We start from the raw sequence: 18458 nt of genomic DNA, 5'->3' as shown, positions 1-18458 counted from the left end.
TTGCCAAATCGTTGGCCCGTTGCCTGAGCGAGGGGCGGGGGGTGTTAACCGCCGATAAGAAAGCCCTACCGACACGCTTTAGACAACAGCCTCAGCCCAAACCCGACTCGTCGTCACACCGTCAAATGCCACGTCAAAGGAGACCAAAGGCAAGGCTTCTTCCTGTGCTACCGCCGCGATGATCCGGTCAAGCGGGTTGCGATGACGCCATGGCAAAACAGAAGAGGCCAATGCTGCGGATGCGGTGAGGGGCAGCAATTTAAACCCATCGCCGCGCGCCGCTTGCGGAAGGCGGGGATCGTCAGTCAGGACCATGGCAAAGGCATGTGTGTCCAGCAGAACCGCCTTCATGTGCCTTCCCAATCGCCCAACTCGTCCTCGCCAAGTGGGTCAAAAAATTTCGCTGGCGGGGGTGGCACAACGCCCTTGGGTCCTCCGAACCGAACCTTGCTCGCCCGAGCCGGCACAAGTTCTGCCGCTCGAACACGTGATGCGTGATGACGACCCGCCCTCTTCAATCAACGGCTTCGAGCAAACGAGACAGATTGGTTTTGGCCTCGTGGACAGAAGCTTGCATGCTGGACACCCACATAACAAATTTGACTAAGCTGTAGCCAAGCCAATTCCAATTACAAATCAATGAGCTTGGCGCACGTATGACGATGTACAACTGGTCGCGTCAATGCGCCCTTTGGAAACGAGAACTTTCGCCCCGCCTTTCTGTGCCGACGTCCGACCCAGAAAGGCGAGGTGCGTGTTCGATTTTATACCGATCAAGGCGGCCTGTGCTCTTGGGCGGCAGTTCGGCTTAACGAACTGCCGGGGCGGCGGGTGGCAGGGGCTGTTCTTCATACCAAGACACCAGACCCGCTGCCGCGAGAACCCAGACCAACAGCGGCAGGGCGACGATCCCGCCGACTATGCCCCAAAGCCAAAGGCCGAGTGCCAGCGCCAGAAAGATCACCAACGGATTGATCCGCAACCGATGACCGACAAGACTGGGCGTCAACAAGTAACCTTCGGTGAAATTCATCGCGAGAAACATCACCATAGGCCCGAAGCTAAGGAGCCCTTGAAACTGAATATGGCCCATCACAAGAAGGGCAATCGCGAACGCGGCGGGCCCGAGGTAGAGCACATAGTTCAGTAAGAACGCCGCCAGACCCCAACTCACGGGCCAAGGGGCGCCGAAAATGTAGAGCCCGACTGTCACGCACAACCCGAGAATGATGTTGATCGCGGTGATGGTCATGAAATACCGCGAAACAGACCGATCAGCATTGCGAATAACCGACTGCACATCCTTGCCGTCGGACGTTTTGGAAAAGAGGCCGCCTGCCCAGACATAGATATCTTCGCGCGTCAGAAGAAAGAAGAAGAGGGTGCCAAGAAAGATCAGGGCCTGGCCCATGATCTGCGGCGCAAACAGGGCCGCATCCATCGCCGACGGCAAATCGGCAGAAGCCACGGCCGCGTCGCCGGTTTCTGTCCCCAGAACCTTCCCGACGTCTTGCGTGACCTGATCGATCCCTTGACCAAAAGCTAATAGCCCGTCGAGCGTTCCTCGCATCGCAGCAGCCGCACGAGGGATTTCAAGCAGGGCTTGTTCAATCGCCGGAGCCAGAAAGGCCAAGCCGCCGACAATTGCGGCGATGCTGCCAAGGGTTGTGCCAGCCGCAGCAATCGCTACGGGGATTTTCCGGCGCGTCGCGGATTCAATGACCGGTGACAGTATGACCCCGACAACCAGCGCAAGCAAAATTGGCGCGCTGAGAACTTTTGTGACTTTCAGCACCGCAAGCGCGACGAGTACAACCGCGAGGGTACGCAAAAGCGAATTGCTGATCCTCATTGCGCTCCCCCCGGTTGGTGTTTGCGGCGTATCTTCAATTGACAGTCGACTGTGTTGCGGCAGGAGCGTTAGGTGTGTCGTCTTGCCCATCTGCGGCGAAGAAAGTCAGGTAGCCAAAGAACAGCACGAGAGCCGTCGCGACGGACAACGCGATGCCGACAAGCGGACCTCGGTGGCGACGGGTTTGGCAGTCAATATTGGTGTTTGATGCACTCATTTTGTGATCTCCTTTAGTCTGTACAACGATGTTGCGCCCAGTTTGTTCCACCGTGTCTATTCGGCCACCGTGTGCCGGGCGTTGCCGAAAGCGCGAAAGTCATCAAGCGCGTTCAGCGCTGGGGCGCGTTTCGGATCGCTGTTTGCCAACGCAGAGACGGGTTTTGTCAAAAGATCAGAACCCCAAGGGCTATGAAAACAACGATGCTCACCGCAACTGCCCAAGGCGGCAATGACATCCCGTTCAGGCGCGGTCCAAAGGTTTTGGCCAGCAGGGAAAGGCCCAAATACCGAATGCCACGCGAGGCGATCAGCGCAGCCACAAAAATCAATGGTGATGCGCCCACAACTCCGGCGCCAAGAGTTGCGAGTTGCATTGGGGCGGGTGAAATCGCGATCACGAAAACAGCAAGAAAGAGACTGCCGTCCTGCAACCGGTCCGTGATATCAATGAAGTCCTGTGTCGCGCCAAACCACTCCAGTGCCGGTTTCACGACGGGGTCTGCAAGCAACGCCCCAAGACTGTAAAAGACCAAGCCGCCCAAAACACAGCCAATCAAAGCCGCCAGTCCGATTTGAAGGGCGCGCGTAGGCCGGGCGACCATAACGGGGATCAAGATCGCTTCGAGTGGCACCGGCAGTACGGTCGATTCCAACGCTGACAGCACTATGATCCCGATCCGGCTGTGAGCCAAGCGGGTGACCCAGTCAGGCTGAACCGAAGAAGTTTGCTCAACGCTAGACATGTCAGCGCACATCCGCGCGGTGTTGTGTGAGCCGTGCACAGGTGGCCAATGTGCGGACTTGGGCCATGGTCCCAATATGATAGATGCGGGAAGGCGTGTGTGCGATCTTGACGCGCCGCCGCGCGCTTTGATCTGTGTCTGGCATTTGGCTGGACTCCTCGTGAGTGTATGGCAACAACGCCGACGCGCGTGGGAATGTTCCGCCCTGTTTGTTAAGCGCATTGCACTGTGCAGGAACCGACGCTCTTTTTGCACGTTGTCCTTTCAAACGCGCCCTTTTGCGCTGTTGAAAGGAGAACCACATGCGATACGAGATTTTTCTGGAAGAGTTGGAGTCTTTAACGCCCAGCGTCCGTCGGCTTCGGTTCAACAAGCCCGATGATTTCACGTTCGAGCCGGGGCAGGCGACGGATCTCGCGCTTACGCGGGATGGGTGGCGGAACGAGGTACGCCCGTTTACCTTCACAAGCCTTCCAAGCGACCCCTTTCTGGAATTCACGATCAAATCTTATCCCTCTCACGATGGGGTCACCAAACAGATCCCACATCTGGAAAAAGGCGAGAGTGTCACAATTGGAAGCCCTTGGGGTGCGATTGCTGACAAAGGTCCGGGTTTCTTTATCGCAGGGGGCGCCGGTGTGACGCCGTTCATTCCGATCCTTCGAAACCGGTCGATCGACCGCAACCTTGACGGCTGTACGCTCGTTCTGGCTGACCAGTCATATGATGCATTGATCTTGCGGGACGAGTGGCGCGCGATGACGGGCCTGCGCACGGAATTCGTGGTTTCGGAAGGGCCGAGGGAAGACAGTCACAGCGGTAAAATCGATGACGCGTTGTTGTCAGATTTGGGCATTCCCAGTGATGCGCGCGTGTATCTTTGTGGCCCGCCGCCCATGGAAGATGCTGTCGCGGGGTCCTTGAACAAGATCGGGATTACCGAAGGTCAGATCATTCGTGAACAGTAAAAAATCGCAGAAATCCGGAACCAATCTGTAGGGCGCGCGTTCCTTATACACAACGCAACAGCGAAAGGAGATATCAGATGAACTGGGATATTATCAAAGGCAACTGGAGTCAGTTTAAAGGTCAAGCTCAGCAAGAATGGGGTAAACTGACCGATGACGACATGGCCCGCGCCGATGGCGACCGTGAGGAATTGAAGGGCCTGATCCAAGAGAAATATGGCTTGGCTAAAGACGAGGCCGAACGCCAAATCGACGATTGGATGAAAAAAGCGTCGTAAAATCAACAGCGCTTCGGACAACAGTTTTCCCTCATGACACCTGTCCGATGTCAATTGCCCTCGCCAAATTTGGCGGGGGCAGTTTCGTTTTGGGCCTTTGATTGTTGTGTTCTGCTGAAATGCTGTGATCTTGTCCTTACAGCGCGTTTTTTTGGCCGATGACTTTGCACTGTTGCAGTGCTCAGTGTTTTCGTAACTCAAACTGCGCCGAAGATGCCAAGAAAGGGTGCCGTATGCACATTGGACCATTGGTCAAGTTTGCGAGGGCAAATTGGCCTGCTCTTTTGCTTCTTGGCGTATCTTCTTTGGCGCTGCTTTGGTTCGCGCTCAGTTTTGTGCTGCACCTGATCTATTTCAACGATCCCAAACATCAGGATGAGGCGCTCAAGCCATGGATGACGCCGCGCTATGTGGTGATGTCGTACGATCTGCCCAAGGATGTTGTGGCAGAGGTGCTGAACCTGCCCGAGTCCGGCCCTGGCCGAAAGAAGCTTGGGGTGATCGCTGATGATATGGGGGTGACGCTTGAAGAGCTTACCCGGCGTGTGCGCGAAGCGGCGTTTGTCTTTCGGGCAGAGACTCCATGACTGACTATGTGTTGGGCCTGATCCCTGAATACGGACTTTACGTCGTGTTTATCGTGGTTGTCCTAGCCTGCCTTGCAGCCCCGCTGCCTGCGTCTTTGTTGGTCCTTGCGGCTGGAAGTTTTTCCGCCGCCGGTGATTTGGTGCTGTGGCAGGTCCTTGCTGTGACCTGCCTTGCCTTCATCATTGGAGACCAACTGGCCTTCAGAATTGCTCGTACCGCTGGGCCGAGTGTTCTTCGCCTGTTGCGGCGCGACAAGAAGATGGGCGCCCTTGTTGCCCGGTCCGAGGCGCTTTTGCAGAAAAGGGGTGGCGCGGCGGTGCTTCTCAGTCACACCATCGTCAGTCCGACATGTGCCTATGTCAGCTATCTATGCGGTGCAGGGGGTATGCCCTATGGCATGTTCAGTGCCTATGCGGGAATTGGGGCGCTGTTGTGGAGCCTCGCCTATGTTGGGCTCGGATATGTCTTTGCGGGCCAACTCAGCCAAGTGTCCGACGTCCTCAGCAACTTTTCTGGCCTCGTTGTCGCCGGCGTGTTTGTCGTAGGAAGCATTGCGTGGCTTATTCGGCGGTGGAAGATGCGCGAAGGCTCTTCGGCGAAGCCGCCTCGTCATTGACCGACTGACCAAGCACTAAACAGCCAAAGACCCTCCGCAAATGGGACAGGGCACACGGGGGTCCGGGGGCAATGATGCCATTTGCTAAGTTGCGGGTGCAGTCGTTTCTATGATCCATTTTCGCAATGCATCAACGTCGTGATAGTCGCCAAAGCCTTCTCGCGCGACGAGGAAATAAGATTGCTTGATCGGTAAGCGATGGCTGAGAAGCGACACAAGACTGCCCCGTTCAAGAAACGGCCTGGCAAAACTCTCATGGATCAATGCGGTCCCGAAACCGGCTGAAATTGTTTGCAAGGCCACCAGTGATGAGTCCGCTTTGAGCCATATGGGCGGCGTGCCGAAGCTTAAGTCAAAGTGGTCTGAATAGCGCGCCCATTCCACTTCTGACCCTAAAATGGGGACGGTCCCGGCAGCCAAGATGTCGTGGATCTTGTTCTTGCCGCCAAAGCGGTGGGCATGATCGGGGTGGCATACAAGAAGCGCGAATTCTTGGCTGAGTTGCCAGATATCGCGATCCTCCCAATGACCGGTTCCGTAGCGAATATCGAGATCAATGGTTTCGTCATCCATCCGATCAGACCAAACCGCTGTGGACAACTCAATCTCGATCTCCGGGTGCAGATCGTGAAAGTCTTTCAGGCGTGGCGCAAGGATGAGGGTCGCATAGCTGATGGAGGCCCGAACGCGGACCTTGCGTTTGCTGCGGATCGTAAAAAGCCCTTCGGTGGCATCCTGCATTTCGCTGAACGATTTGCGGATCGGAAGGGCATAGGCCTGCCCCACATCCGTCAGAGCTACCCCGCGCGGCAACCGGCGGAACAACTGAACGCCAAGATGTTGCTCAAGCAGGCGGATCTGCTGGCTGACAGCGGCGGGGGTCAGGAACAGTTCTGCGGCTGCGTCAGAAAAACTGCTGTGGCGCGCCGCAGCTTCGAAGGCGCGTAACCATGTGACATGAGGAATTCTGATGGGGCACCTATGAGTTTGCCCGGCGCAGGCCGTGTGGTGCGAAACTGGGCGCAAAGCCCGGCGACGAAGGTCATCATTTCGCGAAAGCCTTAAGCGAAACCGCCCCAATGCCGCAAGAGCGGTTGTTTGAAACGCGCGCTGCTTTGCGGTGACATCTACCGGCAAATACAGGGCTGGCAGCGGTATGGATGGCGCGGTTTTCGATTACATAATCGTGGGTGCAGGGTCTGCCGGATGTGCGCTGGCGGAACGGCTCACTCGCGATGAGCGCAACCGAGTTTTGTTGATCGAAGCAGGCGGATCCGACAAGCGGTTCTGGATCAAGGTTCCCATCGGGTACGGCGTGACCTTTGCCAATCCGCACGTGAATTGGGGATACCACGCCGAACCCGACCCGGCGCTCAACGGGCGGTCCATTTATTGGCCGCGCGGCAAAGTGATCGGGGGCTCCAGTTCGATTAACGCCATGGCATATGTCCGGGGTCTTCCGGTCGATTTTGACGGCTGGGAAGCACACGGCGCGCAGGGCTGGTCATGGAAAGATGTGCGCCCGGCCTTTGAAAAAATGGAACGGCATCTGGAGCGCGACGCCACAGGGGCGCTGCGCGAACGCGGCGACGGCCCGCTGACTGTCAGTGATCTGCAAGATCAGATGAGCCCATTTTCAGGCCGCTTTCTTGCCGCCGCACGGGAATGTGGCTGGGCGTATTGCGATGATCTCAGTTCAACCACGCATGAGGGCGTCGGATTTTATCGAAGTACCGTTCGGAACGGGATGCGTTGCTCGGCGGCAGACGCATTTTTGACGCCCGCGCGGCGACGCGCAAATTTGCAGGTCGTGTCGCTTGCAACCGTGCATCGGATTACGTTTGAGGGCCGCCGCGCCACGGGCGTGGTCTATGCGTGCAGGGGTCAGACTATTGTTGTCCGCGCGGAGCGTGACGTGATCCTTAGCGCGGGCGCAGTCAATTCGCCCAAGCTGTTGCAACTTTCGGGCGTTGGTCCGGCGACGCTTTTGCGCGGGCTTGGGATAGGCGTTCACAGCGATTTGGGACAGGTCGGTCAAGGGCTGCAAGACCATCTGGCGATTTCGCACCTGTACCGGGCGACTGAACCGACACTGAACAACATCCTCGGCCGCGTCGCGCCGAAACTGCTGGCCGGGCTTCGCTATGCGTCGACGCGGCGCGGCCCGCTTGGTGTTCCGGTAAACCAGGTTGGAGGCTTTGTGCGGTCGGCCAGTGACGTGGCAGCCCCTGATCTTCAGATCTACTGTAACCCTCTGTCCTATTGGATGACCCATGCCGGGAAGCTTGTTTTGGACCGTGATCCGGGGTTCATGTTGTCGGCGCAGCTTTGCCGACCGGAAAGCCGCGGATCCATTGCCATTGCATCGGCCGATCCAGATAAGGCCCCGGCAATCCACCCTAATTCCCTGGCGACAGAGCATGATCGCATCGGCGCGCGCCGGTCGCTTGAGATCATCAACCGGCTGGCGGGCGCACCATCGTTGTCCGGTGTGCTGAACCAACGGCTTGCTCCTGATCCGTCAGTGATTGGCATGGAAGCCATGATGGAGGATTTCCGCGCGCGGGCCTCCACTGTTTTTCATCCGACATCCACCTGCCGAATGGGGCACGGTCCGGCGGATTCTGTTCTTGATGCGCGACTGCGGGTGCACGGTATCGATGGACTGCGCGTGGTGGACAGCTCGGCATTTCCATCTGTTACTTCGGGAAACACCAACGCGCCCACGATGATGTTGGCGACGCGGGCAGGCGAGATAATCCTCGAAGATGCCGCCGCACGGTCCAACCAAAAGGAACTGGCGTATGCGCCTTGAAAAGATCGAAACCTTCATCTTTGGAAACCCGCCGCCGCGCCATGGCGGGCGGTATTTTATCTTTGTGCGGCTGACCACAGCCTGCGGGATAACCGGGGTTGGTGAAATCTATAACGCGACTTTTGGGCCAGACCTTTGCGCCGCAATGGCCGAGGAAATGTTCGCGCGGCAGTTCGATGGCGCGGACCCGCATCACATCGAAGAGTTTTGGCGCAAAAGTTATGGGGCAGGCTTCACGCAGCGACCAGACGTTACTGTAATGGGGGTTCTCAGCGGTCTGGAAATGGCTTGCTGGGACATTATCGGAAAAGCCGCCGATCAGCCGGTGCACCAGCTTTTGGGCGGGCGGGTGCATGACCGCTTGCGGAGCTATACCTATCTTTATCCGCCCACTGGCGATGTGTACCCGGATCCGGGCGCGCCCAGTGTTTATGACGATCCGGATCTTGCCGCTGAGGCCGCTTTGCAGGCGGTTAATCAGGGGTTCACCGCCATCAAATTTGATCCCGCCGGGCCCTATTCGATCTATGACGGCCATCAACCCCGGCTGGAGGACCTTACCCGCAGCGAGATGTTCTGCAAACGCATCCGCGAGGCCGTGGGCGACAGGGCTGATCTGCTCTTTGGCACCCATGGTCAGTTCACGGTGTCTGGTGCAAAACGGATGGCGCGGCGGTTGGAACCCTATGATCCGCTATGGTTCGAAGAGCCGACAACCCCGGAAAACCCCGCCGACATGGCCGAAATTGCGCGCTTTACATCCATTCCGGTCGCCGCAGGGGAGCGTTTGTGCACAAAGCACGAATTTGCCCGCTTGCTCGAAGTCGGCGCGGCGTCGATCTTGCAGATGAACCTTGGGCGTGTGGGCGGTATCCTTGAGGCGCGCAAGATCGCGGCCATGGCGGAAACAAGGCAAGCTCAGATCGCGCCACACTTGTATTGCGGGCCGGTGGTCGCTGCCGCGAATATTCAGGTCGGGGCTTGTTCCCCAAACTTCTTGATCCTTGAAAGCATCGGCACGTTTGAAGGCTCCTATATGTCGTGCCTGAAGAGCGGGATCACTTGGGAAGATGGCTATGTTCTGCCCTCCACCGCGCCCGGTCTTGGTGTGGAACTGGATGATGCGGCCATCGCGGCCGCCCCCTTTACCGGCGATGAACTGCACCTCGGCATGGCGCAGACGCACGTCGTTCCCTGACATTTGAAAGGACTGAAATGCACACCATCGACAAGTTCTATATCGACGGCACTTGGGACGTTCCCGCAGGCACCGATACAATGCCGATCATGAACCCTGCCACCAACAGCCAGATCGGAACGCTCACTTTGGGCAATGCGCGCGATGTGGACCGTGCCGTTGCCTCTGCGTCGGCAGCGTTCGACAGCTTCTCGCGCACACCCAAGGCTGAACGACTTGTCCTTTTGCGGCGGTTGCTTGAAGTCACAAAACGCAGGCAGGGTGATCTGGCGAAGGCAATCACGGCGGAAATGGGGGCACCGGCAACCATGTCGCATGATGTTCAGGCAGAATGCGGTGTGGGGCATTTGGTGTCGTTCATTCAAGCGCTTGAGACGCAAGAGGACGAAGAAACGCTGGCCAATGGCGATATCCTGACCCGTGAGCCTATCGGGGTCGTTGGCATGATCACGCCTTGGAACTGGCCTATCAACCAGATCGCGCTGAAGGTCATCCCGGCGCTCGCGACCGGCGCGACCTGCGTTCTCAAACCGTCAGAGCACACACCGCTTTCGGCAAATATCTATGCTGAGATTGTGCACGAAGCGGGCTATCCTGCGGGCGTGTTCAACTTGGTACATGGCGACGGGCCGACCGTGGGGGCGGCACTGTCGCGGCATCCGGATGTTGCGATGATGTCGTTTACCGGATCGACCCGCGCAGGGGTTGAGGTGTCGCGCAATGCGGCGGAAGGGGTCAAGCGCGTGACGTTGGAGCTTGGCGGAAAATCCCCCAATCTGGTATTTGCCGATTGCGATTTGGAAAAGCGCGTAGCCGAAGGCGTCAGGGCCTGTTTCGACAATACCGGGCAATCGTGCAATGCGCCGACACGGATGCTGGTGGAACGCAGTTGCTATAATGTGGCGCTGGAGTTGGCAAAGGCGGCTGCGGCCGCCCAGAAAGTGGGTGATCCGGCGTTGCCGGGCGATCACATCGGGCCAGTGTTCGACAAGATCCAATACGACCGGGTGCAGGCGCTGATTGAGGTTGGCATCGCCGAAGGCGCGACGCTTCTTGCCGGTGGGCTTGGTAAACCGAACGGGCTGGAACAAGGCTGGTTCGTGCACCCGACGATCTTTGCGGATGTGTCCAACGACATGCGCATCGCGCGCGAAGAGGTCTTTGGCCCGGTGCTGGTCATTCTTCCGTTCGAGGACGAAGAAGACGCGATCCGTATCGCCAATGACACAGAGTATGGCCTCGCGGCCTATGTGCAAACAGGGGATGCCGACCGGGCGCGGCGCGTTGGCGACCGGTTGCGCGCCGGTGTGATTGCCGTGAACGGACGTGGGTCAGATTATGGTTCTCCATTTGGGGGTTACAAGAAGTCAGGGAACGGGCGCGAAGGCGGTGTCTTCGGCCTTGAGGATTATCAAGAGATCAAGGTGCGCGCGCCGTTCGCAGCTTGAGCGAATTGGTAAAACGAAAACAGCCCGCCAAATGGGTCGGCGGGCTGTTCTTTGTGGGCCGGTCAACGCCAGTCGTCGACTTGCGGCGTGTGTCAGGCGCGCGCCATTTCGTGTGCCTTAGAAGTGAGGCCGCTATAGCCCCGCTGCGCCAGCACGCGGTAGGTGGAGCGAAGGGCGCCGCGGTCGGTGTAGCATCCGCGCAAATGGCGCTTTCCACTTTCCGCCACGTACCCTTCGCGCCCATGCACGATGCGGTGATTGTCAAAAATTATACAGTTCCCGGCTTGTGATCTGAATCTGCACAGAAACCGGTCCTCTTTCATCATGCGGATAAACTTGATGAAGGCCGGGTAGTAGCGGTCGAGAACGTCCTGCGGAAGATCCATGTCGTCCTGCAAGTGCTGCGAGATGGTGACCCCGGTGACATTTCCCTCTGGGTCGGTTTCGATCACACGCTGGTGGGCGCGGTAATCCCAATTGTCGTGCCGGTAAAAAAACGGAATGTCGAAATCGGCGAGCATGCGAAACGCGTCTGGGTCCTCCTTGCGCAAAGCGTCGGCAACCGCGGCCCCGTCAAGGAACAGGGAAAGGCCGCCTTCGACGGTGTTCTCAAGGCAATGCAGAAACTGCACGCCGGGGGCTGTGTCTTCGCCCGGCAGGTCGGTGTGCATTTCAAGCGGACCGGCCGTAAAGGCGAGGTTGGTTGGTTCAATTTCGACCCGCACGTCAAAGAAATTTCCTTCGGCTGACGGTGTGATCGGGCCGATGGCGCGCGCCAATCGGGAAAGACTTTCTGAATCCCGCGCCATGTCTGTGACAATCGCAATGCCGTCTTCTAGAAGGGCGCGTGTGAGATGCGCGCGCATTTCCGGATCGGTCAAGACGGCCTCTTGTGAGACGTGCACGATGTTCGGGGTGAAGCCCGCGTACCATAAGCGGCGAGGAATATTTGCAGGATCGTCTTTGCGTGAAGGTCCGCCATAGGCCTTCAGTTTGTCCAATGGAATGTGGCTGATCAGGTCTTCGTCCGCCCAGTCCACCAACAGCGCGTCCCCTTCGATCCGGGCGGCTCTGGCGCGGGGCAAGTCGGGTAACGAGGTGACGTCGAAGACACGCTCGTGGGTTTGCGGGTCGATGCTGGACGGGCAGGCATCGCGCAGCCAGCAATAGTTGAAATAGGATTGGCCGGAACTCAAAGGAACAACCATGCCTGTTTCGCTCAGCGTGATCGGACGAACGGTCATATCGTGGGGCTTTCGTTACACGGTTTCAGGTGGCGTAGTCGGAGTTTTCGAAATCAAGAATTTCGCAAATGGCGGCGAGGTGGGCATCGGCTTGCCCCGGATACTCCTCGATCTCGCGGGCGCTTTTTTCGGCGATGTCGTCAGACAGAATGCGCAGCGGCTGGCCAGTCTGAAGCGCGCGGATATACGTTTCTGCAGCGCGTTCAAAATAATAGAGCCGGTTAAACGTGTCGGCGACGCTGGTTCCCAAAACCAGCACGCCGTGGTTGCCCATGATCATCACTTTGTCTTTCGGGTCCGAGAGCATTGCCGCGCACCGCTCGCCTTCGTCTTCAAAAGCAAGGCCGCCGAACTGGTTGTCGATGACCGTGCGGTTGAAAAACATGGCGGAGTTTTGATCAATGGGCGGCAGCGTGCTGTCAGCCAGCGACGCCAGTACCGTTGCAAAGATAGAATGGGCATGCATCACGCAGCGGGCGTGGGGGCAGTGACGATGAACCGATCCGTGCAATCCCCACGCGGTTGGGTCAGGTGCATCTGGCCGGTCCATCGCGGCGGGATCATTCGCGTCCAGCAGCAGTTCAGAGGCACGCACCCGCGAGAAATGCACCTGATTGGCGTTCATCAGAAACTGCGTCCCGTCTTCGTTGACAGCAAGGCTGAAGTGGTTGGCCACAGCCTCGTGCATGTTCAAACGTGCGGTCCAACGAAACGCTGCGGCCAATTCGGTGCGTTCATGCCAGTGGGCCATATTGGGCCGAGTTTCATCCAAGGTCACGGTGCTTTCCTTTCGCTATGTCATCGGGCTGCGACCGGGCGCGTGGTCCCGGTTGGAACAACTTCATAACCGGGCTCTTCTGGCTCTTCGTCAAGCATTTCAGGTGGAAAGCCAGGCGCTCGCACCGTCAGGCCTGTGGCGTCTTCAAGGCGGCGAATAATATTCGGTGATAGCTCGCGGGGGCCATAGCGGTCCTGACCGTCGCGAAAGATCTCGTTCAGCAATGGCGATACTTCAAGCGGCACACCTGTCCTGTCTGCGATGCCTTGAAATAGACCGATGTCTTTGGACACAAGATCCATCGTAAATGAAATATCGCGCGAGCCGTTCAGGATCACCTGGCTTTCCGTTTCGTGCACAAACGATGTGCCAGAGGAAATTCTGATAGCCTCATAAGCGGTGTTCAGGTCCATACCGGCGGCTTTGGCGGTCACCAGCGCTTCGCAGATCGAAACGAGGTTCGCGGTGGCAAGGTAGTTGGTGATCACCTTCAGGATCGATGCGGACCCGGCCGGGCCGGTATGAAGTACCCGGCGCCCCAGGGTCTTCAGCAGCGGTAGAACGCGGTCAAAGGTCGCGCGATCACATCCAGCGAAAATGGAAATGTTGCCGGTGTCAGCGCGGTGGCAGCCGCCCGAAACGGGGCAATCGACCGCCGCACCGCCCTGCGCGCCGACCAAGGTGGCAAGTCGGCGGATTTCTTCGTCGTTTGTGGTGGACATTTCCAGCCATATCTTGCCCTGCGTAACCTCGGGCAACATCTCTTCCACAACAGCGGCGGACGCGGCGGGCGAGGGCAGGCAGGTAATCACCACATCACAGGCGCACATCAACTCTGCTGCCGATGTGCCGCCTTTTGCGCCGCGGCGAATGAAGTCGGTTACCAAGTCGACTTTCTGGTCGAAAACCGTGACATCAAAGCCGTTGCGCAGCAGGCTTCCCCCCAATTTGCCGCCGACGTTTCCAAGGCCGATAAACCCGACTTTCATGACAATGCTCCGACGCTTTGTTTCGTTGTCATGGATGCTCGCAGAAACCGGCGAATGCGAGAAACGATGCTATTTAACGCTTAGGGGCAACTGGGATTGAAGCACGCTCGATTGGGGTTGTCTGTGTGGGGCGGTTGCCGGGAACGAAGGCACACGAAAACACCGCCCGAAGGCGGTGCCAGATCTTTCAAAACTGGGGCACGTGCAGCACACGAAGCCTGCACAAACTCAGGAAGACGCGTTGACTCTTTGGGTCTGAACGCCAAGGCCATCGATCCCGAGCCGGATCACTTCGCCGCCCGCCAGATACCGCTGCGGGTTTTGACCCATCCCAACACCCGGCGGAGTCCCGGTGGAAATCACGTCGCCTGGTTGCAGGCTCATGAACTGCGAACAGTACGAGATCAGGTGCGGAACCTTGTAGACCATCGTTGACGTGTTGCCGTCCTGATAACGTGTGCCGTCGACTTCGAGCCAAATACCCAAGGCGTCATGGTTGGCGATTTCATCGGGGGTGACCAGCCAAGGACCTGTTGGCCCGAACGTGTCACAGCCTTTGCCTTTGTCCCATGTGCCGGCGCGCTCAAGTTGGTATTCACGTTCAGACACGTCGTTGATGACGCAAAAACCTGCGACATGGTCCAACGCGTCAGCTTCGTCGATATATGATCCGCCAGCGCCGATCACGACGCCCAGTTCAACTTCCCAATCGGTTTTCTTCGAACCACGTGGAATGACGATGTCGTCATCAGGGCCGATAACCGCCGATGTCCATTTGTTGAAGATTACGGGCTCTGGTGGCACGTCCAACCCGCTTTCGGCAGCATGGTCCGCATAGTTCAGACCAATGCAGATGAATTTGCCAATTTGGCCCACGCAGGCGCCAAGGCGCAGATCGTCTTGTGGCGTCCCGTCAACAACGGGCAGGCTGCTCGGATCGAGCGTCTTGAGACGTGCAATGGTGGCGGGCAAAAGTGCGTCGCCTGCAATGTCGCTGACATGTTCAGAAAGATCGCGCACGCGCCCATCTTGATCTAAACAACCGGGCTTTTCGTGCCCAACAGGGCCGTAACGCAAAAGTTTCATGTCGTCCTCAAAGGTCAGGGATGGGTTGCAGCCCGACAAGTCTGTGGGCTGCAACGTGTTGCGGATCAGTCGTACAGTACGGCCTGAATTTCTGGGTTGTCGATATTGGACTGATCGTAAAAGTAAAAGCCCGTGTCGATAATCGGCGGAAGCTCTGTGCCCTCCATCGCGGCGACCGCAGCCTTGACGGTTTCATAGCCGATACCAACAGGGTTTTGCGTGATGGCACCGGTCATCAAGCCGTTACGGATCGCATCTGTTTGGGCCTTGCCGCTATCGTAGCCAATAATGGTCACCCCTTCGGAGCCCATTTCACGCACCGCGTTCACGACCCCGATTGCGGATCCTTCGTTGGTTCCGAACAACCCGTTAAGATCAGGATTGGCGGTCAAGATTGCCTTGGCAACTTCGGTCGATTGAAGCTGGTCGCCCGCGCCATACTGAACGCTGACAACTTCGATGTTTGGGTATTCGCTGGCAATGCGATCCAGAAAGCCATCGCGCCGGTCAATACCGGTGCGGCTGGTCTGGTCATGGGCAACAACGGCAACTTTGCCTGCGCCGCCAATAGCCTCGGCCATTTTGTCCGCTGCAAGAGCTGCGGCTGCAACGTTGTCTGTGGTTGCGGTGGTCACGGGAATGTCGCTGTCGACGCCGCTGTCAAAGGCAACAATGGGGATGCCCGCCTCAGCCGCTTCGCGCAGAAGCGGGATCGCCGCTTGACTGTCCAGCGCGGCAAATCCGATTGCACCCGGCTTATTCGCCAGAGCCGCAGCAAGCATATCGATCTGGCGGTCGACCATCGTTTCGTTGTCGGGACCTTCAAAAGTGATGCGCACCCCGAACTCTTCGGCGGCCTGATCTGCGCCAGCCTTCACGGCTTGCCAGAACTGGTGTTGAAATCCTTTGGAGACCAGCGGGATGTAAACTTCATCGGCGGCAAATGCGGCCGGAGTTGTAGCGAGAGCCATGGAAACGCCTAGGGCGCCCATGAGAGTGCGACGTGACAACATTTTAAGTTCCTCCTCAGTTGTCGGTGAACCCGATTTCTAGTGATCAGGCCGTTTGGTAATGCCTCAGCTGCCCTTTTTGCGGCGCATCATGTCCGCATAGACAGCCAGAATAATGATCGCGCCGGTGACGACAGTTTGCCATTCTTGTGCCACTGACAAAACGCGCAACCCGTTGGTCAGGACCGCCATGATCAGCGCGCCGATCAGCGATCCGAGGATAGACCCCCGGCCACCTGATAGGGATGTTCCGCCAATCACCACCGCTGCGATCGCTTCAAGCTCGTACCCAAGACCAAGCGCTGGTTGAGCGGAATTCAGGCGGGATGCTATCAGCAAACCCGCGATGCCGACGATGGCCCCGGACAGGGCGTATATCGCGATTTTCCAACGGTCTGTGTTCACGCCGGACAGGCGCACAGATTCTTCGTTCGACCCAAGTGCAAAACAGTACCGGCCCAACACAGTGCGGTTCAGGATATAGGCGGCCACCCCGGCCACCAGGAACAGGATCAGAACGCCATTTGGAATTGGAAGGGCAGGAAACACCTCGCCAATCAACGAGCCACGAGAGATCTCGCTAAACCCCGGTGTGTCATTGAAATAGATCGGGCGCGTCCCTGAGATGACAAGGCTCAAACCTTTCAGGATCAGCATCATCCCCAACGTTGCGATAAAGGGGGGGATGGCCATTTTTGCCACGAAACTGCCCGAGCAAAGCCCGCACAGTGCCCCGGTCAGGACCGCTGCAATCACGCCCAGGAACAGTGGAAGCCCGGCATAGGTCAGCACGACGCCGGTGATGACCGCGCAAAATGTCATCATTGTCCCCACGGACAGATCGATCCCGCCTGTGATTATGACCAACGTGACAGCGATAGCGAGCACCCCGTTGACCGAGGTCGCTTGCAAGATTGCGATCATGTTTGATGTTTGCATGAAGTTCGGCGAGGCGATCGAGAAGCCGATCAGCAAAACCACGAGGCTGGCAAACGCCAGGACGCGTTGATGCGCAACCGCTGCAATGATCCGTGAGACCACGGGTTGCGAGGCATCCAAGGGTGAAGTGGTCATGCAGCGTCCTCCGGGATACGCAACGCGTCGTCGCGTTGGGTCGCAAGTTCCATGATGTCTTCTTGGGTCGTCGCCGCCCCACCGGGAAGAATGCCGGTCAGGCGGCCCTCGCACATCACCGCGATGCGATGCGACAAACGCATGACTTCAGGCAGTTCTGACGAGATGACGATGATCGCCTTGCCCTGTGCAGCAAGGTCTTCGAGCAGAGCGTAAATTTCCGACTTTGCGCCAATGTCGATGCCCCGTGTCGGTTCATCGAAGATCAGCACGTCGCAATCGCGCAGCAGCCATTTCGCAATGACGACCTTTTGCTGATTGCCACCGGATAGAAGCCGAACATCCTGCAAGTCCGATGGGGTGCGTATGCCAAGCTGCTTGATGTAGTCCTGTGCGGTGACCTTCATTGCACGCTCATCGAGCACCCAAAATTGATTTGAAAACTTGGTCAGGTTTGTCATCGCGATATTGGCCCGCACATTCATGTCGACAGCAAGGCCGAAGTGTTTGCGATCCTCAGACAGGTATCCGATCCCGGCGGCGACAGCGTCTGCAGGGCTTCGGATGTCAGTTTGCTCGCCATGCACCGCAATCTCGCCGGTCTCGCGCCGGTCCGCGCCAAATATGATCCGGGCTACTTCTGTACGCCCGGCCCCCATCAGGCCGGCAAATCCAAGGATTTCGCCTTTGCGCAGATTGAAGCTGACATTCTGAACGTCTTTGCCGCGCGAAAGATTACGCACATCAAGGGCTATGGGATTGTGCGAGGTGTCGGGTATGGCGAGGGCTTCCTGGGTGACTTCGCGGCCAACCATAAGCTGAATGATCTTCGCAAGCGGCGTGCCGTGGGCGTCAACTGTATCGATATACGCACCATCGCGCAGCACCGTCACACGGTCCGCGATGCGTTTGATCTCGTCCATGCGGTGCGAGATATAGACGATCCCGACGCCGGTTGCCTTGAGCTTTCGAACGACGCCAAACAGTTCGGAAATTTCCGCATCATTCAGGGCTGCGGTCGGCTCATCCATGATCAGAACGCGAGGGTTGTACGACAGCGCCTTTGCAATCTCGATCAGTTGCTGACGGGCGATCGTTTGCGTGCCAACCGGCGTCCTTGGATCCATGTCGAGGTTGAGAGAGGCAAAGATCTCGGCAGTTTGCTTGTTAAGCGCGGGCTCATCAAGGCGGCCAAAACTCTTGCGCGGTTCCCTTCCGATAAGAACATTTTGGGCGGCGGTCAGATCGCGCATGAGGCTGAGTTCTTGGTGGATGATCCCGATGCCAAGATCCTGTGCGGCTCTCGGGCTGCCAGGAGCAACGGGTTTGCCGTCAACGAACATGTCGCCGCCGTCGCGTGCATAAATGCCTGACATGATTTTCATCAAAGTCGATTTGCCGGCCCCGTTTTCGCCCATCAAGGCGTGAACTTCACCGGGGCGCAGATCGAATTGAACGCCTTTGAGGGCGTGAACGCCCGGAAAGCGTTTTTCGATCCCCTTCATTTCGACCAGAAAATTCATGCTATAGGTCCTCCCAAACCCAGGCGTTG

At 57.8% G+C, this 18458-nt stretch carries 20 protein-coding genes; 7 read left to right on the top strand and 13 right to left on the bottom strand.

The annotated features are described in order from the left end of the window. Positions 1-78: 78 nt before the first annotated feature. The 5 genes from E2L05_RS03505 to E2L05_RS20690 form a co-directional block, all read right to left on the bottom strand. A complete protein-coding gene (locus tag E2L05_RS03505; RefSeq protein WP_133341511.1) occupies positions 79-351 on the bottom strand; it encodes a type II toxin-antitoxin system VapC family toxin in 273 nt (90 codons plus the stop codon). 457 nt (positions 352-808) lie between these two features. Next, positions 809-1852 carry an AI-2E family transporter gene (locus tag E2L05_RS03500; protein ID WP_165971679.1) on the bottom strand — a complete coding sequence of 348 codons (1044 nt, stop codon included), beginning with the start codon at positions 1850-1852 and terminating at the stop codon, positions 809-811. A gap of 34 nt (positions 1853-1886) precedes the next feature. Next, positions 1887-2069: a hypothetical protein gene (locus E2L05_RS03495; protein WP_133341509.1), complete on the bottom strand. Its 183-nt coding sequence runs from the start codon at positions 2067-2069 to the stop codon at positions 1887-1889. Positions 2070-2235: 166 nt separating this feature from the next. Beyond that, positions 2236-2814, bottom strand: a complete 579-nt coding sequence (locus E2L05_RS03490; RefSeq protein WP_133341508.1) for a YqaA family protein — start codon at positions 2812-2814, stop codon at positions 2236-2238. Between the two features lies 1 nt (position 2815). Beyond that, positions 2816-2959: a hypothetical protein gene (locus tag E2L05_RS20690; protein ID WP_165971678.1), complete on the bottom strand. Its 144-nt coding sequence runs from the start codon at positions 2957-2959 to the stop codon at positions 2816-2818. A gap of 157 nt (positions 2960-3116) precedes the next feature. Here E2L05_RS20690 and E2L05_RS03485 point away from each other — a divergent pair, with 157 nt between their 5' ends. From E2L05_RS03485 to E2L05_RS03470, 4 genes are all read left to right on the top strand, one after another. Then, entirely contained in the window at positions 3117-3782 is a 666-nt protein-coding gene (locus tag E2L05_RS03485) for a flavodoxin reductase (protein ID WP_133341507.1), read from the top strand. Positions 3783-3859: 77 nt separating this feature from the next. Then, complete coding sequence (locus E2L05_RS03480; protein ID WP_133341506.1) at positions 3860-4060, top strand: CsbD family protein; 201 nt, start codon at positions 3860-3862, stop codon at positions 4058-4060. A gap of 233 nt (positions 4061-4293) precedes the next feature. Continuing rightward, a complete protein-coding gene (locus E2L05_RS03475) occupies positions 4294-4647 on the top strand; it encodes a hypothetical protein (protein WP_133341505.1) in 354 nt (117 codons plus the stop codon). Next, entirely contained in the window at positions 4644-5264 is a 621-nt protein-coding gene (locus E2L05_RS03470) for a DedA family protein (RefSeq protein WP_133341504.1), read from the top strand. The genes E2L05_RS03475 and E2L05_RS03470 overlap by 4 nt, the downstream gene beginning before the upstream one ends. Positions 5265-5348: 84 nt before the next feature. Here E2L05_RS03470 and E2L05_RS03465 read toward each other — a convergent pair whose 3' ends face one another. Then, entirely contained in the window at positions 5349-6401 is a 1053-nt protein-coding gene (locus E2L05_RS03465) for a LysR family transcriptional regulator (protein ID WP_133341503.1), read from the bottom strand. Between the two features lie 19 nt (positions 6402-6420). On the opposite strand from E2L05_RS03465, the gene E2L05_RS03460 reads away from it, so the two are divergent. The 3 genes from E2L05_RS03460 to E2L05_RS03450 are packed head-to-tail and all read left to right on the top strand — an operon-like array spanning position 6421 to position 10725. Continuing rightward, positions 6421-8079, top strand: a complete 1659-nt coding sequence (locus E2L05_RS03460) for a GMC family oxidoreductase (protein WP_133341502.1) — start codon at positions 6421-6423, stop codon at positions 8077-8079. Beyond that, positions 8069-9277 carry a mandelate racemase/muconate lactonizing enzyme family protein gene (locus E2L05_RS03455; protein ID WP_133341501.1) on the top strand — a complete coding sequence of 403 codons (1209 nt, stop codon included), beginning with the start codon at positions 8069-8071 and terminating at the stop codon, positions 9275-9277. The genes E2L05_RS03460 and E2L05_RS03455 overlap by 11 nt, the downstream gene beginning before the upstream one ends. Positions 9278-9294: 17 nt before the next feature. Continuing rightward, on the top strand, positions 9295-10725 hold the full coding sequence (locus E2L05_RS03450) for an aldehyde dehydrogenase family protein (RefSeq protein ID WP_133341500.1): 1431 nt from the start codon (positions 9295-9297) through the stop codon (positions 10723-10725). Positions 10726-10817: 92 nt separating this feature from the next. Here E2L05_RS03450 and E2L05_RS03445 read toward each other — a convergent pair whose 3' ends face one another. From E2L05_RS03445 to E2L05_RS03415, 7 genes are all read right to left on the bottom strand, one after another. After that, on the bottom strand, positions 10818-11969 hold the full coding sequence (locus tag E2L05_RS03445; protein ID WP_133341499.1) for a TauD/TfdA family dioxygenase: 1152 nt from the start codon (positions 11967-11969) through the stop codon (positions 10818-10820). Positions 11970-11994: 25 nt separating this feature from the next. Then, positions 11995-12747 carry a class II aldolase and adducin N-terminal domain-containing protein gene (locus tag E2L05_RS03440; protein ID WP_133341498.1) on the bottom strand — a complete coding sequence of 251 codons (753 nt, stop codon included), beginning with the start codon at positions 12745-12747 and terminating at the stop codon, positions 11995-11997. A 20-nt stretch (positions 12748-12767) separates the two neighbouring features. Continuing rightward, positions 12768-13736, bottom strand: a complete 969-nt coding sequence (locus E2L05_RS03435; protein ID WP_133341497.1) for an NAD(P)-dependent oxidoreductase — start codon at positions 13734-13736, stop codon at positions 12768-12770. Between the two features lie 228 nt (positions 13737-13964). After that, complete coding sequence (locus E2L05_RS03430) at positions 13965-14822, bottom strand: fumarylacetoacetate hydrolase family protein (RefSeq protein WP_133341496.1); 858 nt, start codon at positions 14820-14822, stop codon at positions 13965-13967. A 65-nt stretch (positions 14823-14887) separates the two neighbouring features. Then, positions 14888-15793, bottom strand: coding sequence for an ABC transporter substrate-binding protein (locus tag E2L05_RS03425; protein ID WP_243721850.1), 906 nt, complete (start codon positions 15791-15793; stop codon positions 14888-14890). Between the two features lie 105 nt (positions 15794-15898). Beyond that, complete coding sequence (locus E2L05_RS03420; protein ID WP_133341494.1) at positions 15899-16906, bottom strand: ABC transporter permease; 1008 nt, start codon at positions 16904-16906, stop codon at positions 15899-15901. Beyond that, complete coding sequence (locus E2L05_RS03415; RefSeq protein WP_133341493.1) at positions 16903-18429, bottom strand: sugar ABC transporter ATP-binding protein; 1527 nt, start codon at positions 18427-18429, stop codon at positions 16903-16905. The genes E2L05_RS03420 and E2L05_RS03415 overlap by 4 nt, the downstream gene beginning before the upstream one ends. Positions 18430-18458: the final 29 nt, after the last annotated feature.

The organism is Meridianimarinicoccus aquatilis (assembly GCF_004358675.1).
In the GTDB taxonomy this organism is placed as follows: Bacteria; Pseudomonadota; Alphaproteobacteria; order Rhodobacterales; family Rhodobacteraceae; genus Meridianimarinicoccus; species Meridianimarinicoccus aquatilis.
This window is presented reverse-complemented; position numbering and strand designations above follow the sequence as displayed.

Coding starts and splice junctions, on each gene's coding strand:
- E2L05_RS03460 (WP_133341502.1), top strand. CDS start 6,421: ATGGATGGCGCGGTTTTCGATTACATAATCGTGGGTGCAGGGTCTGCC.
- E2L05_RS03500 (WP_165971679.1), bottom strand. CDS start 1,852: ATGAGGATCAGCAATTCGCTTTTGCGTACCCTCGCGGTTGTACTCGTC.
- E2L05_RS03430 (WP_133341496.1), bottom strand. CDS start 14,822: ATGAAACTTTTGCGTTACGGCCCTGTTGGGCACGAAAAGCCCGGTTGT.
- E2L05_RS03455 (WP_133341501.1), top strand. CDS start 8,069: ATGCGCCTTGAAAAGATCGAAACCTTCATCTTTGGAAACCCGCCGCCG.
- E2L05_RS03415 (WP_133341493.1), bottom strand. CDS start 18,429: ATGAATTTTCTGGTCGAAATGAAGGGGATCGAAAAACGCTTTCCGGGC.
- E2L05_RS03485 (WP_133341507.1), top strand. CDS start 3,117: ATGCGATACGAGATTTTTCTGGAAGAGTTGGAGTCTTTAACGCCCAGC.
- E2L05_RS03435 (WP_133341497.1), bottom strand. CDS start 13,736: ATGAAAGTCGGGTTTATCGGCCTTGGAAACGTCGGCGGCAAATTGGGG.
- E2L05_RS20690 (WP_165971678.1), bottom strand. CDS start 2,959: ATGCCAGACACAGATCAAAGCGCGCGGCGGCGCGTCAAGATCGCACAC.
- E2L05_RS03475 (WP_133341505.1), top strand. CDS start 4,294: ATGCACATTGGACCATTGGTCAAGTTTGCGAGGGCAAATTGGCCTGCT.
- E2L05_RS03445 (WP_133341499.1), bottom strand. CDS start 11,969: ATGACCGTTCGTCCGATCACGCTGAGCGAAACAGGCATGGTTGTTCCT.
- E2L05_RS03490 (WP_133341508.1), bottom strand. CDS start 2,814: ATGTCTAGCGTTGAGCAAACTTCTTCGGTTCAGCCTGACTGGGTCACC.
- E2L05_RS03420 (WP_133341494.1), bottom strand. CDS start 16,906: ATGACCACTTCACCCTTGGATGCCTCGCAACCCGTGGTCTCACGGATC.
- E2L05_RS03505 (WP_133341511.1), bottom strand. CDS start 351: ATGAAGGCGGTTCTGCTGGACACACATGCCTTTGCCATGGTCCTGACT.
- E2L05_RS03450 (WP_133341500.1), top strand. CDS start 9,295: ATGCACACCATCGACAAGTTCTATATCGACGGCACTTGGGACGTTCCC.
- E2L05_RS03425 (WP_243721850.1), bottom strand. CDS start 15,793: ATGGCTCTCGCTACAACTCCGGCCGCATTTGCCGCCGATGAAGTTTAC.
- E2L05_RS03480 (WP_133341506.1), top strand. CDS start 3,860: ATGAACTGGGATATTATCAAAGGCAACTGGAGTCAGTTTAAAGGTCAA.
- E2L05_RS03470 (WP_133341504.1), top strand. CDS start 4,644: ATGACTGACTATGTGTTGGGCCTGATCCCTGAATACGGACTTTACGTC.
- E2L05_RS03495 (WP_133341509.1), bottom strand. CDS start 2,069: ATGAGTGCATCAAACACCAATATTGACTGCCAAACCCGTCGCCACCGA.